Raw genomic sequence first — 16743 nt, forward strand, 5'->3', positions numbered from 1 at the left:
GCAACGCCAACCATGCGCACACGGTACGCGGCGGGCCCGCGTGGCCAAAGAAAGCGACGAGCCTCCCGGCCCCAAGGGGCTGACGAGGATTTCGTGACCGAGAACGGGGCTGGTAGGCTGACAGCGATGAAGCGCTCGCTCGCAGTGGCCACCACATGGGTGGTCGCGGCCCTGACCGCCCAACCGGGGTGCGGCGAGGGCTCCGGGCAAGACGACGCGGCGCTCCAGCGGCTCGAGACCAGGTTGTGCGAGAAGTGGCAAGAGTGCGGTTGCACGACCGTGCCGCTCGAGTGCGGTGGCTGGCCCGTCGATGACCCGTTCGTCGAACCCGGCGGCGGCGCGCTGGTGCTCGATCCCGCATGCGTCGAGCCGTGGTGGAGCTGGGTGGACGCGCTGTCGTGCGAGACGCCGGACCCGCGCCGCTACGCGGACCTCTGCCCGCTGTATCACGGGACGCGACGGGTGGGAGACGATTGCTCGGACTTCCCGCCCCACATCACGCAGTGTGCGGCAGGCCTCATGTGCATCGCAGGTCAGTGCCGCGATCCACAGCTGACCGCGGCGGGCGGAGAGGACGAGCCGTGCGACATCGACGATTGGTGCGAGGACGATCTCGCGTGCGTCGATGCGCAGTGCCAACGCCTGCCTGGCCCGGGTGAGCTCTGCCTCGAGGGGCGTTGCCAAGACGGCGCCAAGTGCGTGGACGATCGTTGCGCGACGCTCCCGGGACCCGGTCAGCCGTGTCTGAACGATGCGTGCCAATCGGGCTCGCGATGCGAGACCAACGCGAACACCGGTGAGCGCATTTGCATGTCGCTCGCGAGCGTGGGCGAGCCCTGCATGGGCCATGGCGAGTGCGTCAGCGGCAACTGCCCCGCTGGCTCGTGTCAGCCACCGGCCCAGAGCGGTGATCGCTGCTCCCAGAATCTGCCCTGCGGCCCTGGCCTGCGGTGTCAACAGGGAATCTGCCGGGCACCGGGCGAGGGCTCGGTGCCGACCTCGGCGTGCTCGATCCTCGACGATCTCTAGCCCGTGGCCCATCGCGCGAGGTGGGGTCGGTGGGCCCCAAGCAGGTCCCAGGCTTGCTGCTATCATCGCGCCACGAGCCTGACCATGACGTTCGCTCCCCACGCCCTGGGTCGTACCGTGCTCATTGCATGCAGCGTGCTGCTGGCATGCGTGCAACCTCCCGCCCAGATCGGGTCGTCCTCCCTGGGCCCCGACTCCGAGAGCACCGATGGCACCGCCACCTCGGGGCCCAGCACCCTCGACGGCACCAGCACCACGAGCGCGGAGTCGGGTACCGACGAGACCGGCCCCTCGTTCGACCCCGTATGCGGCGATGGCATCGTCGAGTCGCCCGAGGAGTGCGATCTGGGCTCGCTCAACGGCTCGGGCATGTACTGCACCAACTCGTGCACGAACAACGTGTGCGGCGACGGCTACCCCGGCCCGGGCGAGGCCTGCGACGACGGTAATCAGAGCAACGGGGACGACTGCACCAACTCGTGCGGCCTGGCCTCGTGCGGCGACGGCGACGTGCAGACCGGCGAGGAGTGCGACGAGGGAGCCGCCAACAGCGAGACCGGCTCGTGCCTGCCCAGCTGCCGGCTGCCCATCTGCGGCGACCTGTTCATCCAGGACGGGGTCGAGATGTGCGACGGCACCAACATCGGCGGCCAGACCTGCGTGAGCCAGGGCTTCGACGACGGCGTGCTGCTGTGCTCGAACGACTGCCTGGGCTACGACACCAGCAACTGCTACGAGTGCGGCAACGGGGTCGCCGAGCCGGGTGAGGTCTGCGACGGCGCCGACCTCGACAACCAGACCTGCGCCACCCAGGCCTTCGTCGGGGGCACGCTCGCCTGCCAGGCCAGCTGCAACGGCTTCAACACCGGCGGCTGTCACAACTGCGGTAACAACGCGATCAACGGGGGGGAGACGTGCGACGGCACCGACCTCGGCGGCCAGACCTGCGTCTCGCAGGGGTTCGGTGGAGGCACGCTCGCCTGTCAGGCCAACTGCATGGCCTTCAACACCGGCGCCTGCAACCCCTGCGGCAACGGCATGATCAACGGGGCGGAGGTCTGCGACGGCATGAACCTCAACGGCCAGACCTGCGTCTCGCAGGGTTTCGACGGGGGCATGCTCGCCTGCCAGGCCAACTGCATGGCCTTCAACACCGGTGGTTGCCACGACTGCGGCGACGGCGTGGTGAACGGGATGGAGCAGTGCGACGGAGCAGCCCTCGGCGGCCAGACCTGCATGGGCTTGCTCGGCGCGGGCTATCAGGGAACGCTCTCGTGCAACGCCGCCTGCATGTTCAACACCTCGCTGTGCTGCAAGGGCGGTGGCGTTGCGTGTGCCAGCGGCCTCGAGTGCTGCTCGGGGAACTGCAACGGCAGCATGGTGTGCACCAACCCCACCTGATCCAGATTCGGTCGAAGCGAGGGCGACGCTCATGCACCTCTCCCCCGAAGAGCGCGCCGTCATCGACCGGCACCGCCCCCGCCTCGGCCACCGCTGGAACATCGATCGCGGGCGCGGACTGATCTACGCGGTCATCGATCACGGCGACGAGCCGGCCCTGGGCGAGGTGCTGCTCAGCAATCACGCCGACTCGGAGCAGGCGCTCGACCAGGCGTGCCGGCTCGCACGGAGCTTCAGCATTCGGGCGGGGCTGCTCGGGTTGGCCAGCGGTGGAGCCGCGGCGGTCGTGGTGGCCGATCCCGCGCTCGACCGCGAGGGCTGCGTGAGGCTGCTTCACGAACGCCTCCCGAGCACCCCCGTGCGCATGCTGGCGGGCGCGGGCTTGCACGACGCGGCCGAGCGTCTAGGGACGCCGGTCGTGCACGATCCCGAGCTCCTGGCCCGCGTGCGCGCACGGGTGCTCGAGGCGTGCCTGCGGCCGGTGCTGCCGCAGCTCGAAGGACGCTCCGCCGTGGTGCTCGGCGCCGAGGCGCGCGGACGGGATCTCGCCGCGGCGTTGCACGGGCGCGGGGTGGAGGTCTCGCTGTGGGATCCAAGCCCCGACCTGGCACGGACCACGGCCGAGGCGCTCGGGCTCCGGGTGCTCGATGGAGAGTGGGCCGACGCGGAGGTCGACGTGCTGGTGCCGTGCGGGGAAGAAGCCGTGATCGATGCCGCGGTGGCGCAGCGGCTGGGCGCGCGGGTGGTGTGCGGTGGTGCACCGCGTGTGTTCGCCTCGACCGACGCTCGCACGACATTGCTGGAGAGAGGCCGCTGGTGTGTGCCGGAGATCCTCGCCGCCACCGCCGAGCCCGTGGCGCTCGCGGTGGCCACGGGCTCGCTCGACCAGACCGATGCGCTCGCCCAGCTCGACCAGACCGCCACCGAGGTGCTCACCGAGCCCCATGGCGCCCACGACCGCGCGATCACCCTGGCCGTGCAACGCTCGAAGGCCGCTCAGAGCCGCCCGCGCAAGGCATAGCCCGCGATCGCCAGCACCTCGCGCAGCGCCCCGCGGCTGCGCGGCCACCAGCGGGGGCTCACCGTGCCCACCATGCTCACCTCGTCGAAGAACCGTGCGAACACCCGCTCGCTGCGCAGCACGTGGTAGGCGTCGGTCACCACCACCACCCGACGCCCCTCGATGAGCCCGGCCGCAAATTCGGCGTTCTCCTCCGTCGAGGTCGAGCGGGTCTCGAGCACCAACGCCGAGCGAGGCACCCCCAGCGACTCGGCGATTTCAGCCGCAACCTCGGCCTCGACGTGACCCGAGTCGCCCGTGCCCCCGGTGAGCACGATCGTCTCCGCTCGCCCGGCGGCGTAGAGCTCGGCCGCCGCCTTCACGCGCCGCGACAACGCCACGCTGGCGCGACCATCGGGGTACACGCGACAGCCCAGCACCACGATCGCATCCCACTGCCCCTGCGGCTCCGGGCGGCTCTGACCGTAGCGATCGAGGCCGAACGCCAGCGAGACCCACAGGAGCGACCCGGCGAGCGCGAGCCTGCCGACGAGCCTGCGCCATCGCCGAGCCTGCACGAGCGGCTCCGCGTCCGGGCTCGGCTCCGGCGTACGAGCATCCTCCACCGCGCGCCGCTCGTCGCTCATCGGTGGGTCCCACCCAGCATGCGCCGCAACCCCTTGGCCGCCTCGGCCGTGGCCTCGTGGCCCTCCGCACAGCGCAGCGGCTCCTCCGCCTCGGCGAGCGCCCGGCCGAGAACCGCGGACTCGTGCTCGGGATCCACGGTCACACTCGCTCCGAGCCCCGTCGCCACCGCGCGCCCGGCCCGAGCCAGGCACCTGGCACCGTCGCCGACGGGCATGCCCACCGGCGAGCTCCAGTCCTCGTGCTCGAGCCGCGGCACCGGCTTGGCCTGAATCGCCGCCTTGCCGGGCGCCCACGCGAGCTCACCCAGCAGCGCGCGGTCGCGGTGCTCGAAGGTCATCGTCACCTCTCCGGCCCCCGTGAGCCACGCGGCGCGCTCGGGGTCGCGCGTTGCCAGGTCGGCCCCGATCCGAGCCAGGGACACGCGCGCCCGCACGAGCCCCGGTACCGCGCTCCCCTCCTCCGCATCCAGCGACGAGGCCGATTCACCGCCCAGCCCGAACACGGTCACCGGGTGACCGTCGCGTCGAATCGAGTCCATGCGCAGCGACTCGAAGCCCGGCTCGCCCTTGATCACGGGCACCATCCCCGCCAGCGGGCGATCGACGTAGTCGCCGGCCCATCCTAGCGCCACCACCACGCGCGGCCCCTGCTCACCCAGCCCTCGCCACACCACACGCGCAGAATTGGGCAGCACGTCGATGGGCACCGGCAGGCGCTCGCGCCTGGCCAGCTGCTCCGCCACGCGCAGCGCCCCAAACGGATGCCGCAGCGCCATGTAGAGCGTCGCGAAGTAGCCTCCTTCTTGCACCGCACGCGCCAGCTCGCCCGCGGCCTCGGCCGCCTCGAAGCCCGGCGGCGCCGCGGTGGCCTCCAGCATCGCACGCACGTCGGCCTGCACGGCCACGTCGACCCACGCATCGTCCACCGGTGCGGCCAGCACCCGACCCGCGCCCCTGCTGGCCGCCGCCAGGATTCCCTCGCCCTCCGGGGTGAGGCTCATGGCACTACGCAGCCGCAGCACGCCATCGTCGACCACGAGGCTCTGGGCCGAGTCGTCGAGCTCGGCCCCCTCGTCGGTCATGAGCAGCTCGGCGTCGAGCACGATCTGCAGCCCTCGGCTGATCGCCCCCTCGCGCCAGTCCGGAGACACCGTCGCCACCGCGTCGAGGATCTCCACGCTGCCCGTCCATGCCGCCAGCGGTCGCATCCGCCACGGGCGCACCAGGGCGCTCACCACCGCATCGGGCCGAACCAAGAGCGCTCGCGCGGGGGTGGGAGCCGCCACGGCCGGCGATGCATCGAGGTGGCTGCGCATGTGCTCGAGCAGCAACGCCTCGTCGACCCCGAATGCTCCCTGGAACACGACCACGCGCACCGCCTTCTCGAGCGGCAAGATCGCGACCGTCACCGCATCGCCCCGCAGCGCCTTCGCCCCCGCACGCCCCTCCACCAGGAGGGGGAAGGGTGCGCCCTGGCCGGCCAACATGCGGTCGAGCGAGGCCACCAGCGCCGCGGGATCGCTTGCGGGCATCCACACCTGGTGTCGGACCGGTAGCAGGCGACCCGCCGCGGTGGACATCGACGGGGTCGCCATCCCCGGCGGGCCGCCGTAGGGCACCTCTCCATACGAGATCACCACCGAACGCGCCTCGTCCCAGCCCTCGAGCTCCACCGGCGTTGCGTCGAGCCACCGCGCCACGTACCTCCGCAGCCCCGTGCGCTCTTGCAGGAGGTCGGCCAACATCGAGGCCTCCCTGGGCAGCGTGGTCGACCAAGGGACCAGCACGTCGTGCAGCGACGCCCAGTGCCTGGGGCGCACCACCACCACCGCGGCTCCCTGGTCGCCGAGCGCCTGCATCACCTCGAGCACCTCGGCCTCCGCCTCCGGCTCGGCCCCGGCCGAGCCGTTCTCGACCGACGGCGTCACGGACTCGGACGCCGCGGCGAGCGGAGTGGCGGCCGCGGGCTCGGGCTCTCGCTTGCACGCGATCACCGACACCAGCGCGACCACCAGGGGCAGCAGTTGCTCGCGGCGCGTCATCATCGACCCGGGATGCTACACCCGAAGCGCGCCGACCGAAGCAGTGCTACGACCGCGCGAGGGCTGATCATCACCGAGGTGGAGGTGGTGGGCAAGCACCTGTCGATGCTCATCGACCATCTCGACACGCTGCATGGCCGCCTGGTCCATCGTGGGCGATGGCGCGCCCACGATGCCCAGGCAGCCGTGCCTGCGCAGCGGAACGCCGATCCGCCGCCGCACTGCGGGTCGCAGGGCGCACTCGACCTGGTGGCGACCGCAGATCCACGCTTTTGCGGGCACGCACCCGCTCGAAGGTGATACGCAGTCGTGGCAGCCGCCCCGCGGCCCCGCACACCCATCGCGTCCCGTAACGTCCGGGGCGCCTTCGCGTACCCGTTTCGTCGGAGGAGACATGAGCACCACCCTCAGCATGTGGCTGGGCATCGCCTTCCTGCTGCTCGCCATCATCGCGGTCCTGCTACAGGCCTGGCTCTGGGGCCCCAAGTTCTGGGACGACCAAGCCAAGAAGACCCGCGCCCCCAAGTTCTGGCTGCGCATGCATGCGCTGGCCGGCTACTCCTACGGGGTCATCTACCTCATCATGATGTACTTCATGCTCCCGCGGCTCTGGGAGTACCAGTACGAGCTACCCGCGCGCACCGTCATCCACGCCGTGCTGGCGATTGCGATCGGGGTGCTGCTCATCACCAAGATCGTGATCCTGCTGTTCTTCCGGCACTTCGAGGAAGCCATGCCGCAGTTCGGCTTCGGCCTGCTCCTGTGCACGGTGGCCATGATCACGCTCTCGGTCCCCTACGCCCTGCGGGCCCACGACCTCGAGGGCCGCACCACCGACCCCGGCAACGTCGAGCGCGTACGCAAGCTGCTGGCCGAGGTGGAGATGGAACCCAAGGTCGACGTGGAGACCCTGGTGACCGCTCAGGCGTTCGAGCGCGGGCGCGAGGTGCTCGTGCGCAAGTGCATCACGTGTCACGACATGCGCACGGTGCTGGCCACCCCCCGCACCGCCAGCGGCTGGTACAAGGTCAATGACCGCATGCTCGACAAGCCCGCCGTGTTCGGCGAGCGGCTCGAGCCCGAGGACGTTCCCTATGTGACCGCGTACCTGGTCGCGATCACCCCCGAGATCCAGGAATCGGCCAAGCAGAAGCGCGAGCAGAACCGCATGGTGCTCGCCCGTACCGAGGCCATGGTCGACGCGGTGCACGATGCCGAAGTCGGCGCAGCGATCAAGGTCGACCAAGCCGCCGGTGAGGCACTGTTGCAGGCCAAGTGCGTCGACTGCCACGAGCTCGACGAGGTCGAGAAGCACGGCGGTGACGACATCGCCGGGTGGCGCTCGGTGATCGCCGCGATGGTCGAGGAGGGCACCGAGCTCACCGACGACGAGGCCACCCTGCTCACGCAGTACCTCACGGTGAAGTACCCCGCCAAGGCCGAGCCGGCGCCGCCCATGCCCGCTGACGATGGTGATGGTGACGGTGACGGTGGCGACGAGGCGGTGATCGACGACGATGGCGAGACTCCGGCCGGCGACGATGGGACCACCGAGGGCACCGAGGCCACACCCACCGAGGGCACCGAGACCACGCCCACCGAGGGCACCGAGGCCACGCCTACCGAGGCGCAGCCCAAGCCCAAACCCAAGAAGAAGAAGCCCAAGCCCAAGGGCGACAGGGCGGCCGGGCGCGCGCTGTTCATGGCCAAGTGCAAGTCGTGCCACGGCGCCGACGGCAAGGGCGACACGCCATTCGGGCAGAAGATCGGCATCGTGTCGTTGCACCGCACCGGGCGCTCGTTCTCCCAGATCCGCTCACTGACCGCCAAGGGCGTGCCCGGGACCAAGATGAAGCCCTACGAGGGCAAGCTCTCCGACAAGGAGCTCGACGACGTCTCGGCGTTCGTCAAGTCGCTGCGCTGATCGACATGGCCGAGCCCCCGCCCGCGTCCCCAGGGAGACGCGGGCGTTTCGCATTTCGAGCCACGGGACTACGGTGCCAGCACTTCGTCGAGCGAGGGCTCGGTGAGCACCCGTTCGGCCCATCGGTCGAGCTGCTCGGCGGTGGCTGCCTCGACTCTGGCTCGCGTCGCGCGTGACAGCGGACCGAAGCGCTTGCCGAGTTGCTTGAGCAAGATCTTCGCCTCGCCTTCGGCCCGGCCCTCCGCACGTGTGGTTGCCAGGTCGATCTGGTAGAGCCTGAGCGCATCGGCGCGCTCGCGGGCGATCCGGTAGGTCTCGGGGTCTTGCGAGAGGATGTCCAGGGTGTGGGTCGCCAGGGCCATGGTCGGGGTCTCCGAGGCGAGGCGCTCGAAGTCTTCGTCGCTACGAGCGGTGAAGAAGCGAGCCCATCGCTCTACACGGGCAGCATACTCGTCCGTCGGAGGCGACGGTAGTGAGTCGAGCTGGAGCAGGTGGATGGAGAAGTGGTCACTCAGGAGCCAGTTGGTATGGCGCTCCCGAAGCTCGAAGATCGAGTGCAGACGATCGAGCTCGGGAAACAGGGGCTCACCCAGCCAGGCGACGACGGCGGTGGGCGTGAGCAGGTCGAAGGGTTCTCCACGAACGAGCTGGTCCCCATAGTCTCGGGCTCCGTAGTAGATGAGACGAGGCCCCAGGGCAGCGTGAGCCCGCCGCTGCATCTCGACGTCGGCGCGTGATCCATCATGGAGACGGGCACGAACGTCGAGGATGCTGGACCTGTCGCGGACCAAGGCCCCGGGAAGCTCGCGGTCGAGAATGGTGAGATCGTGGATGGGCCGTTGGAGCACACCTTGGAGCATGTCTTGCAAGAGAGCAGGCTCACGGGTGAGCAAGACCTTGAAGACGAAGTCCAGGGTGGGAGGAAGGCGCTGGGAGGGGGCGAGGGGAAACCACACATCTCCTTATCTCGACCACCGCAAGCCAGCGTTGCAGAGGATCTTCGAATTTTCTCCCCTGAAGGCGATGACCCAAAGAGGACGGTTCGTGCCGAGGTGGCCCACGGGTTGGCCACCGCTGGAACCACGGCGCGTCGGGTCGAGCGATCGTCTCCGGTCGGGACGTCTAGGCGCCGGCCACCCGTGCGGTCTCGTCGCGCTCCCATACCCGCTCCTTGCCCTGGCGGAGCTTGCGGTGCGCCATCATCTTCGCGTAGCTCATCACGCCCAGGTAGATCGGCGCGTGCATCCACAGGTCGGGGCGGCCCGCGAGCACCTGCAGCGTACGCGCGGGGCTGGTGGTCTCGTTGCGCAACAGCTCGGGGAACTTCTCGTGCAGCTGGTAGAGCCCGGCTCGCGCACGCGTCTGGATCTTGGCGACCATGCGCAGCTTGGTGGGCGGCGTGATGGTGAAGGTGTGGTGCGGGGTCACGCCCCGCTCGTGCGGCGCAGCCATCAGGCGGGCGTACTCGTCGTCGGCAATGATGTCGGGCCAGCGACCGAAGCGCTCGCGCCCCTTCTTGGAGAACGCATAGAACCCCGCCCCGATCACGCCCTCGGTGAAGTAGGGAAGCTGCGTCCACACCTTGTAGAACGACTGAACCCACGACGAGCGATCGGAGTAGTCGACCACCGCGGTGGGGGCCGCCACCACCAGCGGCGAGTCCTCGCCCAGCATCGCCGCCACGTCGCGCAGCGCATCGGTGCTCACCACGATGTCGGCGTCCACGTAGAGCCGCGGCCAGCCGGTGGCGGTGTCGTCGCCCAGGTTCAGGGCGTGGATCTTGGAGCCGATCGGCGTCTCGACGACCTCGACCAGCGACCCATGACGGCGCGCGCGCGCGGCCGTGTCGTCCGAGCAGTTGTTGGCCACGACCACGATCTGGAGCTCGCCGGGCCTGGCATCGGCCAGCATCGCCGACAAGCACCGATCGATCACGGAGGCCTCGTTGTAGGCGGGGATGATCACCGAGAACATGGGTGGGGCTCCTTCCTTGGTAGAGCGGCGTACACTCAGCCCATGCGGCCGAGCGTGCGACGGATGTGATCGGCCAGCTTCGCGGTCTCGACCGGGGTGTAGTGCTGCTTGCGCACCGCCTCTTGACCCTTGCGCCCCATCTCGTCGAGCTGGTCGATCGGCGTGGCCATCACTCGATGCAGACCCTCGGTGATCCGCGCGGGCGAGCCCGAGGGGATCAAGAACCCGTTCTCGCCGTCGACCACCAGCTCGGGGATGCCCGCGATGTAGGTGGTGAGCACGGGCCGGCGCAGCGCGAACGCCTCCATGATCACCATCGGCAGGCCCTCGGCGAAGCTCGGCAGCACCATCGCGCGCGAGGCCAGGATCTCCTCGCGCACCTGCTCGCCGGTGATCCAGCCGGTGATCCGCAGGCGACCCTCGATGCCGCGCTCGCGGGCGATCGCTTCGATCTGGGGCCGCATGTCGCCGTCGCCCGCGAGCACCAGCGTGGCATCGAGCCCCTGATCGACCGCATCGGCGAACGCCTCGACGAGCAGCACCTGCCCCTTTTGCGCCGACAGTCGCCCCACCGCCACCAGCTGCTTGCTGTCGGGGTCGATCGGCCGCGCCTGCCCGAAGAACTCGTCGCCCACCGTGCAGTGCACCACGCGGATCTTCTCCCAGTGGTCGTGCCCCACCCAGCGGCGCAGCTGCCCCGCACAGAAGTCGGTGATCGCCACCACGAACGCGCTGTCCTCGATCTTGGGCCCGAGCTTGTGGGCCTCGGGCGCGTCGAGCTCGTCGGGGCCGTGCACCGTGAACGAGTAGCTCGGTCCGCCCATCGCGTGGAGGATCGAGGCCACCGCGGTGGGGTTGGTGCCGAAGTGCACGTGCACGTGGTCGATGCCCTGGCGCTGCATCTCCTCGAGCAACAGCAGCGCCTCGGCAAAGTACACCACGTGCAGCGGCAGGCCGCGGTAGCTCTTCTTGCCCAGCGTCAGCGCGCGACGCAGGCCGGCGATCGTGCGGCCGGGGTGGCGCAGGCCGTCGAGCCCCGCTCGCACCCAGCGGGCCACCGGCTGCTGCAGCACGTGGAAGGTCCGGTCGTTCTCGCGGCGGTCGTCGGGATCGACGATCTCGTAGGGCGAGGGACGGATCGAGAAGCGGGCAACGTCTCCGACCTGGCGCTCGAGCTCGGTGAGCTCGCGACGAATGAAGGTGTGGCTGACCGAGGGATAGGCGTTGGTCAGATAGGCGACGCGCATCGGGGCCAAAAATAGACCGCTCGCCTGCTTCGCGCGAGGGCGACGGGCACGACGGGCTCGAGAACAGCGTCGAGCGCGCGCGAGACCGCGCCGGCGATGTTCGCCGCGAGGGAGGACGAAGCATCGATCGACCGGTTCCTGGCCGATCACGCGCTCGGGTGCCTCGTGAGGGTCATCCCGCTGCGGCTCTCGTGCAGCGGGGAGCACGGGGAGTGGGAAGGGCGTACGTCTCGACCAGCGGACCAGCGGTCAGCTGTTGCGCGTGACCACGACGGTGATCGGGTTGGCGTACTGTTGCTTGGCCTCGTGGAACTGGTGGAACGACTGGCCGGTGCCGGTGCCGTACATCTGGAAGTACCAGCGAGGATCTCGGCCGGCCTGGCGGTTGTCACCGCGGGCGTAGTTCTCGAGGGTGATGCGGTCGGTGCCGCTCTGGGCGACCACGCCCCCGAAGTGGTAGGGCCAGCCGAGATCGCGGTTGGCACCGGAGGCGATGTCGTAGACTCGCGTCACACCGTTCCCTTGATCCGGACCGTGACCGAGCGACTTGATGCAGTACGCCGTGCCCACCGCCGGCGCGGCGAAGCGGTTGATCCCCCGTCCTTGCTGCAGGTTGCCGACCCGTCGCAGATACTCGGCCGCGATGTCGTTCCACATGTCGAGGACGTCGTCGAGCTCGATCGAGTCGTCCTTCCACGCGCGCTTGTACTCGCGGAAAGCGGTGGGCGCGAGCGCCACCATGTGGCCATCGACCACCCGGTCCACCGCGCTGCTGGCGTTGTCGCCGTTGGTGCCGATCACCTCCGCCCCCATGCAGTTGCAGTTCTGCGGGAGGAGATCGGGATTGCCGTTGTTGAACAGCGGCGCGACCCGGTAGAGCGTCTTCGTGCCCCACCAGCCAGTGAGGATGCTGATCGAGCGGTTGAGATCGATGGCGAGCGTGACGGTCGCGTGGGCGTTGCCGAGCGCGGTGTTCGATCGGTTGACCACGGCCGTAGTGGCGTAGAAGACCTTGGGCTGGCGCGCCGTGAGATTGGTGTGCTCGATCGCCATCTCGTAGTCGGCGGAGACGCGCAGCGACAGGCCGTTGTTGCCATGGCCGACCACGTTGGCAAGGTTCGAGCCATTGGCGGTGAGGAACTCGTGAATGCCATTGACGTTGTGCAGACACTCCTGGGCGAGGAAGTCGGCGGGCGTCGAGACCACCGCGTACGGGTAGCTGAACCAGGGCCGCTTGGCCGGCGCATTGGCGTAGATCTTGGCGCCGGCCTCGACGCTGTAGCGCTGGACCACGCCGGGACTGCGCGGCTCGATGACGACCGGGATCACGCATCGGCCGGTGGCGGCCGCTGCCTGGTCGCGCCGGGCCTGTGCGTTGTGTACGGCCAGCGAGAGCCGCATCGACGCCGACGGTGGCGTCCGGGCCGACGCGCTGGCGGCCGGCCGGGCGGCCACGTTGGCGGCCGGCGACTGGCCAGGGGCCCCGGCGACACGGGGCCTCGGCGGGTCGGGCCGACGCATGCCGGTGATGCCGCGTTTCGAGATCGTCTTCATCTCGCCTCTGCGCGCACGGGTCCACGAACGGGACTCCTCCCGGCGCCGACTCGATACTAGGAGCCGACCGCAACGAGACCAACTTTTCGACTCTTCAGTAGAATCTGTGAGGACCGACGGCCCGGGCTGGTCGTGTCGTCGCCGGAGGCCGATGGCAACGAGGGCGCGGTCGAGAGCACGGGGGTGCGACAGGCCCTATGACTCCGACGCGAGCTCCACCTTCCGCCCCCGCACGTGCAGCCGACCATCGAACGACACCGCGAGCGCGCTGGCACGGTGCGTGGCCACCACCACCGTCCTTCCCTCGTCGCGCCACGCTTGCAATAGCTCGCACAGATCGGCCACCGCCGCCGCATCGAGCGTGTTGTCGGGCTCGTCGAGCAGCAGCACCGGGGGCTCGTGGCAGGTCGCTGCCACGAGCCCGAGCTTGCGTCGCTGCCCGGCCGAGAGCGTGCCGATCCGCAGGTCGAGCGCCGCGGGCCGCACCCACCGACCAAAGCGCTCCTCCCCGGCCGTGGGCGCCACCCCGCGCACCGCATTGGCCGTGCGCAGCAGCTCCCGGGCCGTGAGGTAGGGAAACAGCTCGGGGCTCTCGGGCAGGTAGCCCAGGCGCCGCCGGGCCTCCACCGGCCGACGCCATAGATCGTGTCCGTCGATCTCGATGCGCCCCCGGGAGATCGGCTGCACACCGGCCAGCGCGCGCAAGAGCGTCGACTTGCCCGCGCCGTTGTCCCCGGTCAGCGCGTAGAGCCCCGCCTCGAGCCGCACGCTCGCCCCCTCGAGGATGGCCACGCCACCGCGGAGCACGAGCAGATCATCGGCGAGCACGGTGGGCATGGATCAGCTCCGAGGGATCAGCTCCGATGATCGTCACGATGAGCCGTCTCGAGCAGGCGCCGCGAGGCAGGACTGCGCCACAGCTCGACCGCGGCCCAGGGCAGCAAGACCAGCACGGAGCCGGCCACTCCCACCAGCAGCAGCGCCGCCGCCATCCACAGCAGGTGCCGCGGTAGCCGTGAGTCTTGCAGCCGACGCTCGGCCTCGAGCGAGAAGCTCATGCGCGTGGTGGTGCTCGCGGCCCAGATCGTGGCGAGCCCGAGCTGCAGCGACCAGCCAGCGCCCAGCGAACTCGGGCTCGGACCCACCCACGGCAGCCACAGCGCACCCAGCACGAACGCGGGCAGCACCCCGCACGCGGCCAGCAACCAGCGAGCCCGTCGCTCGTGACGAGGGTCGATGCCCCAGCTGTCCATCCACGGACGCTCGCCGTGTACGAGGCGAGAGGCTCGCAGGACCACCGCCGTGCCCACGGTGGCTGCCACCACGGCCAGCCCCCGCAGCAGGGCGCGCGCCGTCTCGGGCTCGGTCGTGCCCACGTGCGAGAGCGCCAGCCCGCCCAGGGCCACCGCACCCAGCTGCACGGCCACGCCCCACGCAACCGCAACCCCATCGCGCCGGCGCACCGCCAACCAGCAAAGGCGCGCGAGCGCCAGCACCGGATGGCCACCCGCCACGCCCGAGGCCCGGGCGCGCGCCTCGGGCATCGGTCGGCCCAGACGTCGCACCGCGAGCCCGAGCCCGGGAGCGGCCAAGCAGAGCGCGATCGGACCGGGCACCATCACCGCCACCGCCACCGAGCCCGCCCACCCGAGCACGACCAACCCACGCCAGGCAACGTGGCGATCGAGCACCGAGACCAACGCAACCGGCCACGCGATCGAGAGCGCACCAAATGCGACGCCGCTGGTGATCGCCTCGAGCCCGCCCGCCCGCGGCACGAGCCCGAGCACACCGTAGACGATCGCACCCAGCCACGGCGCCCCCAGCAGCCCCAGGTGCCACAGGTGCAGCCCTCGCCACCACCCCGCGGGCAGCGGCAGCGCCCACCACCAGCGCAGCCGCTCGGAGGCCAGCAGCTGGCGGTGGAGCGGCGCCGTGGCCAGGCCATACCCCGCGTGGGCCATCGCCAGCACCCCGGCCCGCTCCCCGTCGGGCAGCGCATGCAGCGTGTCGCGAATCACCCACGGCGGCCACTCCCGAAACAGATAGACCAGCGGCAGCAGCACGAGCGCCACTCCGGCCCCCTGGGCCCGCACCGCATCGCGCAGCACCAGTGCGCCCAGGCGTCGCCAAAGCGGTGCCCTCGAGGCCTTGGCACTCGGCTCCTCCATGCTCGGCTCGCTCGCCCTTGTGACCCGGCCATCCTCGTCGTGGATTCAGGGCGACACGTGCAGACGCTGGCCCGCGGCCACGTTGCGCACGACCACCTGCCGCCCGCTCGGCCACAGCACCGCCACCCAGTCCGCCCCCAGGTACTGCCCCAGGCCCAGCCGCACGCTCAGCTCGGTCTGCGACGCTCGGCTCGACCCCGCGGTGACGTCGCGAAACTGCAGCAGCTCCCCGGTGGCCACGGCCACTCGCGCCCCGATCCCCGCGGTGGGCTCGTCTTCGGGCGATGGAGCCACCACCACGTCGAGCGTTCCGTGGGTGCCGAGCTCCGTCTCGTTGCGATAGAGGGTGATGCGCGAGCCATCGGTGCGCGCGGTCAGCACGTCCGTCCGCCCGTCGTGGTCGTAGTCGGCGAATGCCACCGCCACGTTGTGCGCGGCTCGGCCATCCACGATCGGCGGGTGCGGCACGGCGAGCTCCTCGAACGCCGGGAACTCGGCGCCTCGATTGCGGAACACCAGCTCGGGCCGGTCGTCCTCCTGCGCCACGAAGATGTCGGCCCAGCCGTCGGCGTCGAAGTCCTCGAAGCCCAGCCCCCAGCCGTACTGCCCCTCGGTGCCCGCGAGGCGGGTCACGTCGACGAAGGTTCCGTCGCCGTTGTTGCGCAGCAGCGGGTTGTTGCCGATGTTGCTCACGTAGTAGTCGAGGTCGCCATCGTGATCGATGTCGGCGGCGTCGATGCCCATGGGGTTGCCGATCTGGACCTCGTCGAGCCCGGCCGCGCTGGTTGCGTCGTGCAGGGTGCCTCCATCATTGCGCAGCAGCACCTTGCCGCCGCGATCGTTCCAGATCCACAGGTCGCGATCGGCATCGGCATCGTAGTCGCTCCACATCACGGCACACGGGTTGCCGGTCGGGTGGATGCGCACCCCGCTGGCCTCGGTGACGTCGGTGAACGATCCGTTCTGATCGAGATCGTTGCGCAGCAGGTAGGCCCCCGGGGCGGGCAAGGTGCTCGAGGCCGAGACGATGTCGAGATCGCCGTCGTCGTCGTAGTCGCCCAGCGAGACCACCTTGCTCTTGCCGTCGCCCACCAGCGCGGCATCCGAGGCAGGCCCGCCCGCTCCCAGCACCGCGGTGGCATCCTCGAACGTTCCGTCACCGCGGCCTCGCAGCAGCCGGTCGGTGGGCTGAGCCCCCACGTAGAGATCGATCACGCCATCGCCATCGAGGTCGCCGGCCGCGACCGAGTAGCCGTCCCGGCCCTCGAGGATCGCGGCCAGGCCCGAGGCCTCCGAGACATCGATGAAGGTTCCATCCCCGCGGTTGCGCAAGAGCCGAGAGGGCACCCACGCTCCGGTCACGTTGCTGCGGCCGCTCACCACCACGATGTCGGCCCAGTCGTCGCCGTCCACGTCGGTGAAGGCCACCCCTACGCCGTGGGTGTTGCCGCCCGAGCTCACGTCGCCGAGCCCGGCCGCCACGGAGACGTCGCGCAGCGTGATGGGTCCCGCGGGGGCCTGCGCGTCGGAGGGAACCGGGCCCGAGGGCTCGCCACGGTCGCTCGCCGCGTCGAGGTCGATGGGGGCCCACAGGGCCGTTCCGCCGAAATCCGGAGGCAGCGGCGCGGGATTGCAGGCCATGGCCGCCGGCATCCCCAGGGCCATCACGATCGGGAATCGACGCACTCGGCGTCCACGGTAGCAGTCCTTGCTTCCGCTCGCACGGCACAAGAGCGACGTTGATGGCTCGTGCG

General features: G+C 70.3%; 14 protein-coding genes. 5 read left to right on the top strand and 9 right to left on the bottom strand.

Annotation, left to right across the window (positions count from 1 at the left end; translation table 11 throughout):
* Positions 1–126 precede the first annotated feature (126 nt).
* The 3 genes from OEB96_RS44185 (at position 127) to OEB96_RS44195 (ending at position 3451) form a co-directional block, all read left to right on the top strand.
* On the top strand, positions 127–1029 hold the full coding sequence (locus OEB96_RS44185; protein WP_266223022.1) for a hypothetical protein: 903 nt from the start codon (positions 127–129) through the stop codon (positions 1027–1029).
* Positions 1030–1113: 84 nt separating this feature from the next.
* On the top strand, positions 1114–2430 hold the full coding sequence (locus OEB96_RS44190) for a hypothetical protein (protein WP_266223023.1): 1317 nt from the start codon (positions 1114–1116) through the stop codon (positions 2428–2430).
* Between the two features lie 31 nt (positions 2431–2461).
* Positions 2462–3451, top strand: coding sequence for a hypothetical protein (locus OEB96_RS44195; protein ID WP_266223024.1), 990 nt, complete (start codon positions 2462–2464; stop codon positions 3449–3451).
* Here the strand turns inward: OEB96_RS44195 and OEB96_RS44200 are convergent.
* The gene (locus OEB96_RS44200; RefSeq protein ID WP_266223025.1) at positions 3427–4077 is read right to left on the bottom strand and encodes a YdcF family protein; all 651 of its coding nucleotides are present in this window, start codon (positions 4075–4077) and stop codon (positions 3427–3429) included. The genes OEB96_RS44195 and OEB96_RS44200 overlap by 25 nt on opposite strands.
* Positions 4074–6122: a hypothetical protein gene (locus OEB96_RS44205; RefSeq protein ID WP_266223026.1), complete on the bottom strand. Its 2049-nt coding sequence runs from the start codon at positions 6120–6122 to the stop codon at positions 4074–4076. Before OEB96_RS44205 ends, OEB96_RS44200 begins: the two co-directional genes overlap by 4 nt.
* A gap of 9 nt (positions 6123–6131) precedes the next feature.
* Between OEB96_RS44205 and OEB96_RS44210 the strand changes: the two genes are divergently transcribed.
* Both OEB96_RS44210 and OEB96_RS44215 read left to right on the top strand, forming a co-directional pair.
* Positions 6132–6419 (top strand): hypothetical protein, encoded by a 288-nt coding sequence (locus tag OEB96_RS44210; RefSeq protein ID WP_266223027.1) that lies wholly within the window; start codon positions 6132–6134, stop codon positions 6417–6419.
* A 94-nt stretch (positions 6420–6513) separates the two neighbouring features.
* Complete coding sequence (locus OEB96_RS44215) at positions 6514–8043, top strand: c-type cytochrome (RefSeq protein ID WP_266223028.1); 1530 nt, start codon at positions 6514–6516, stop codon at positions 8041–8043.
* Between the two features lie 68 nt (positions 8044–8111).
* On the opposite strand, the gene OEB96_RS44220 is transcribed toward OEB96_RS44215, so the two are convergent.
* From OEB96_RS44220 to OEB96_RS44250, 7 genes are all read right to left on the bottom strand, one after another.
* Complete coding sequence (locus OEB96_RS44220) at positions 8112–8999, bottom strand: Rpn family recombination-promoting nuclease/putative transposase (protein WP_266223029.1); 888 nt, start codon at positions 8997–8999, stop codon at positions 8112–8114.
* A gap of 166 nt (positions 9000–9165) precedes the next feature.
* Complete coding sequence (locus tag OEB96_RS44225; RefSeq protein ID WP_266223030.1) at positions 9166–10017, bottom strand: glycosyltransferase; 852 nt, start codon at positions 10015–10017, stop codon at positions 9166–9168.
* Between the two features lie 35 nt (positions 10018–10052).
* Positions 10053–11264 carry a glycosyltransferase family 4 protein gene (locus tag OEB96_RS44230; protein WP_266223031.1) on the bottom strand — a complete coding sequence of 404 codons (1212 nt, stop codon included), beginning with the start codon at positions 11262–11264 and terminating at the stop codon, positions 10053–10055.
* Between the two features lie 249 nt (positions 11265–11513).
* On the bottom strand, positions 11514–12818 hold the full coding sequence (locus OEB96_RS44235) for a hypothetical protein (protein WP_266223032.1): 1305 nt from the start codon (positions 12816–12818) through the stop codon (positions 11514–11516).
* A 195-nt stretch (positions 12819–13013) separates the two neighbouring features.
* Positions 13014–13655 carry an ATP-binding cassette domain-containing protein gene (locus OEB96_RS44240; RefSeq protein WP_266223033.1) on the bottom strand — a complete coding sequence of 214 codons (642 nt, stop codon included), beginning with the start codon at positions 13653–13655 and terminating at the stop codon, positions 13014–13016.
* Between the two features lie 17 nt (positions 13656–13672).
* Entirely contained in the window at positions 13673–14989 is a 1317-nt protein-coding gene (locus OEB96_RS44245; RefSeq protein ID WP_266223034.1) for a hypothetical protein, read from the bottom strand.
* A gap of 45 nt (positions 14990–15034) precedes the next feature.
* Positions 15035–16675: a CRTAC1 family protein gene (locus OEB96_RS44250; protein WP_266223035.1), complete on the bottom strand. Its 1641-nt coding sequence runs from the start codon at positions 16673–16675 to the stop codon at positions 15035–15037.
* Between the last annotated feature and the right edge of the window lie 68 nt (positions 16676–16743).

The sequence above is a fragment of the Paraliomyxa miuraensis genome, from assembly GCF_026337845.1.
Lineage (GTDB): Bacteria > Myxococcota_A > Polyangia > Nannocystales > Nannocystaceae > Paraliomyxa > Paraliomyxa miuraensis.

Coding starts and splice junctions, on each gene's coding strand:
- OEB96_RS44240 (WP_266223033.1), bottom strand. CDS start 13,655: ATGCCCACCGTGCTCGCCGATGATCTGCTCGTGCTCCGCGGTGGCGTG.
- OEB96_RS44235 (WP_266223032.1), bottom strand. CDS start 12,818: ATGAAGACGATCTCGAAACGCGGCATCACCGGCATGCGTCGGCCCGAC.
- OEB96_RS44210 (WP_266223027.1), top strand. CDS start 6,132: ATGCTACACCCGAAGCGCGCCGACCGAAGCAGTGCTACGACCGCGCGA.
- OEB96_RS44225 (WP_266223030.1), bottom strand. CDS start 10,017: ATGTTCTCGGTGATCATCCCCGCCTACAACGAGGCCTCCGTGATCGAT.
- OEB96_RS44200 (WP_266223025.1), bottom strand. CDS start 4,077: ATGAGCGACGAGCGGCGCGCGGTGGAGGATGCTCGTACGCCGGAGCCG.
- OEB96_RS44195 (WP_266223024.1), top strand. CDS start 2,462: ATGCACCTCTCCCCCGAAGAGCGCGCCGTCATCGACCGGCACCGCCCC.
- OEB96_RS44245 (WP_266223034.1), bottom strand. CDS start 14,989: ATGGAGGAGCCGAGTGCCAAGGCCTCGAGGGCACCGCTTTGGCGACGC.
- OEB96_RS44205 (WP_266223026.1), bottom strand. CDS start 6,122: ATGATGACGCGCCGCGAGCAACTGCTGCCCCTGGTGGTCGCGCTGGTG.
- OEB96_RS44215 (WP_266223028.1), top strand. CDS start 6,514: ATGAGCACCACCCTCAGCATGTGGCTGGGCATCGCCTTCCTGCTGCTC.
- OEB96_RS44185 (WP_266223022.1), top strand. CDS start 127: ATGAAGCGCTCGCTCGCAGTGGCCACCACATGGGTGGTCGCGGCCCTG.
- OEB96_RS44230 (WP_266223031.1), bottom strand. CDS start 11,264: ATGCGCGTCGCCTATCTGACCAACGCCTATCCCTCGGTCAGCCACACC.
- OEB96_RS44190 (WP_266223023.1), top strand. CDS start 1,114: ATGACGTTCGCTCCCCACGCCCTGGGTCGTACCGTGCTCATTGCATGC.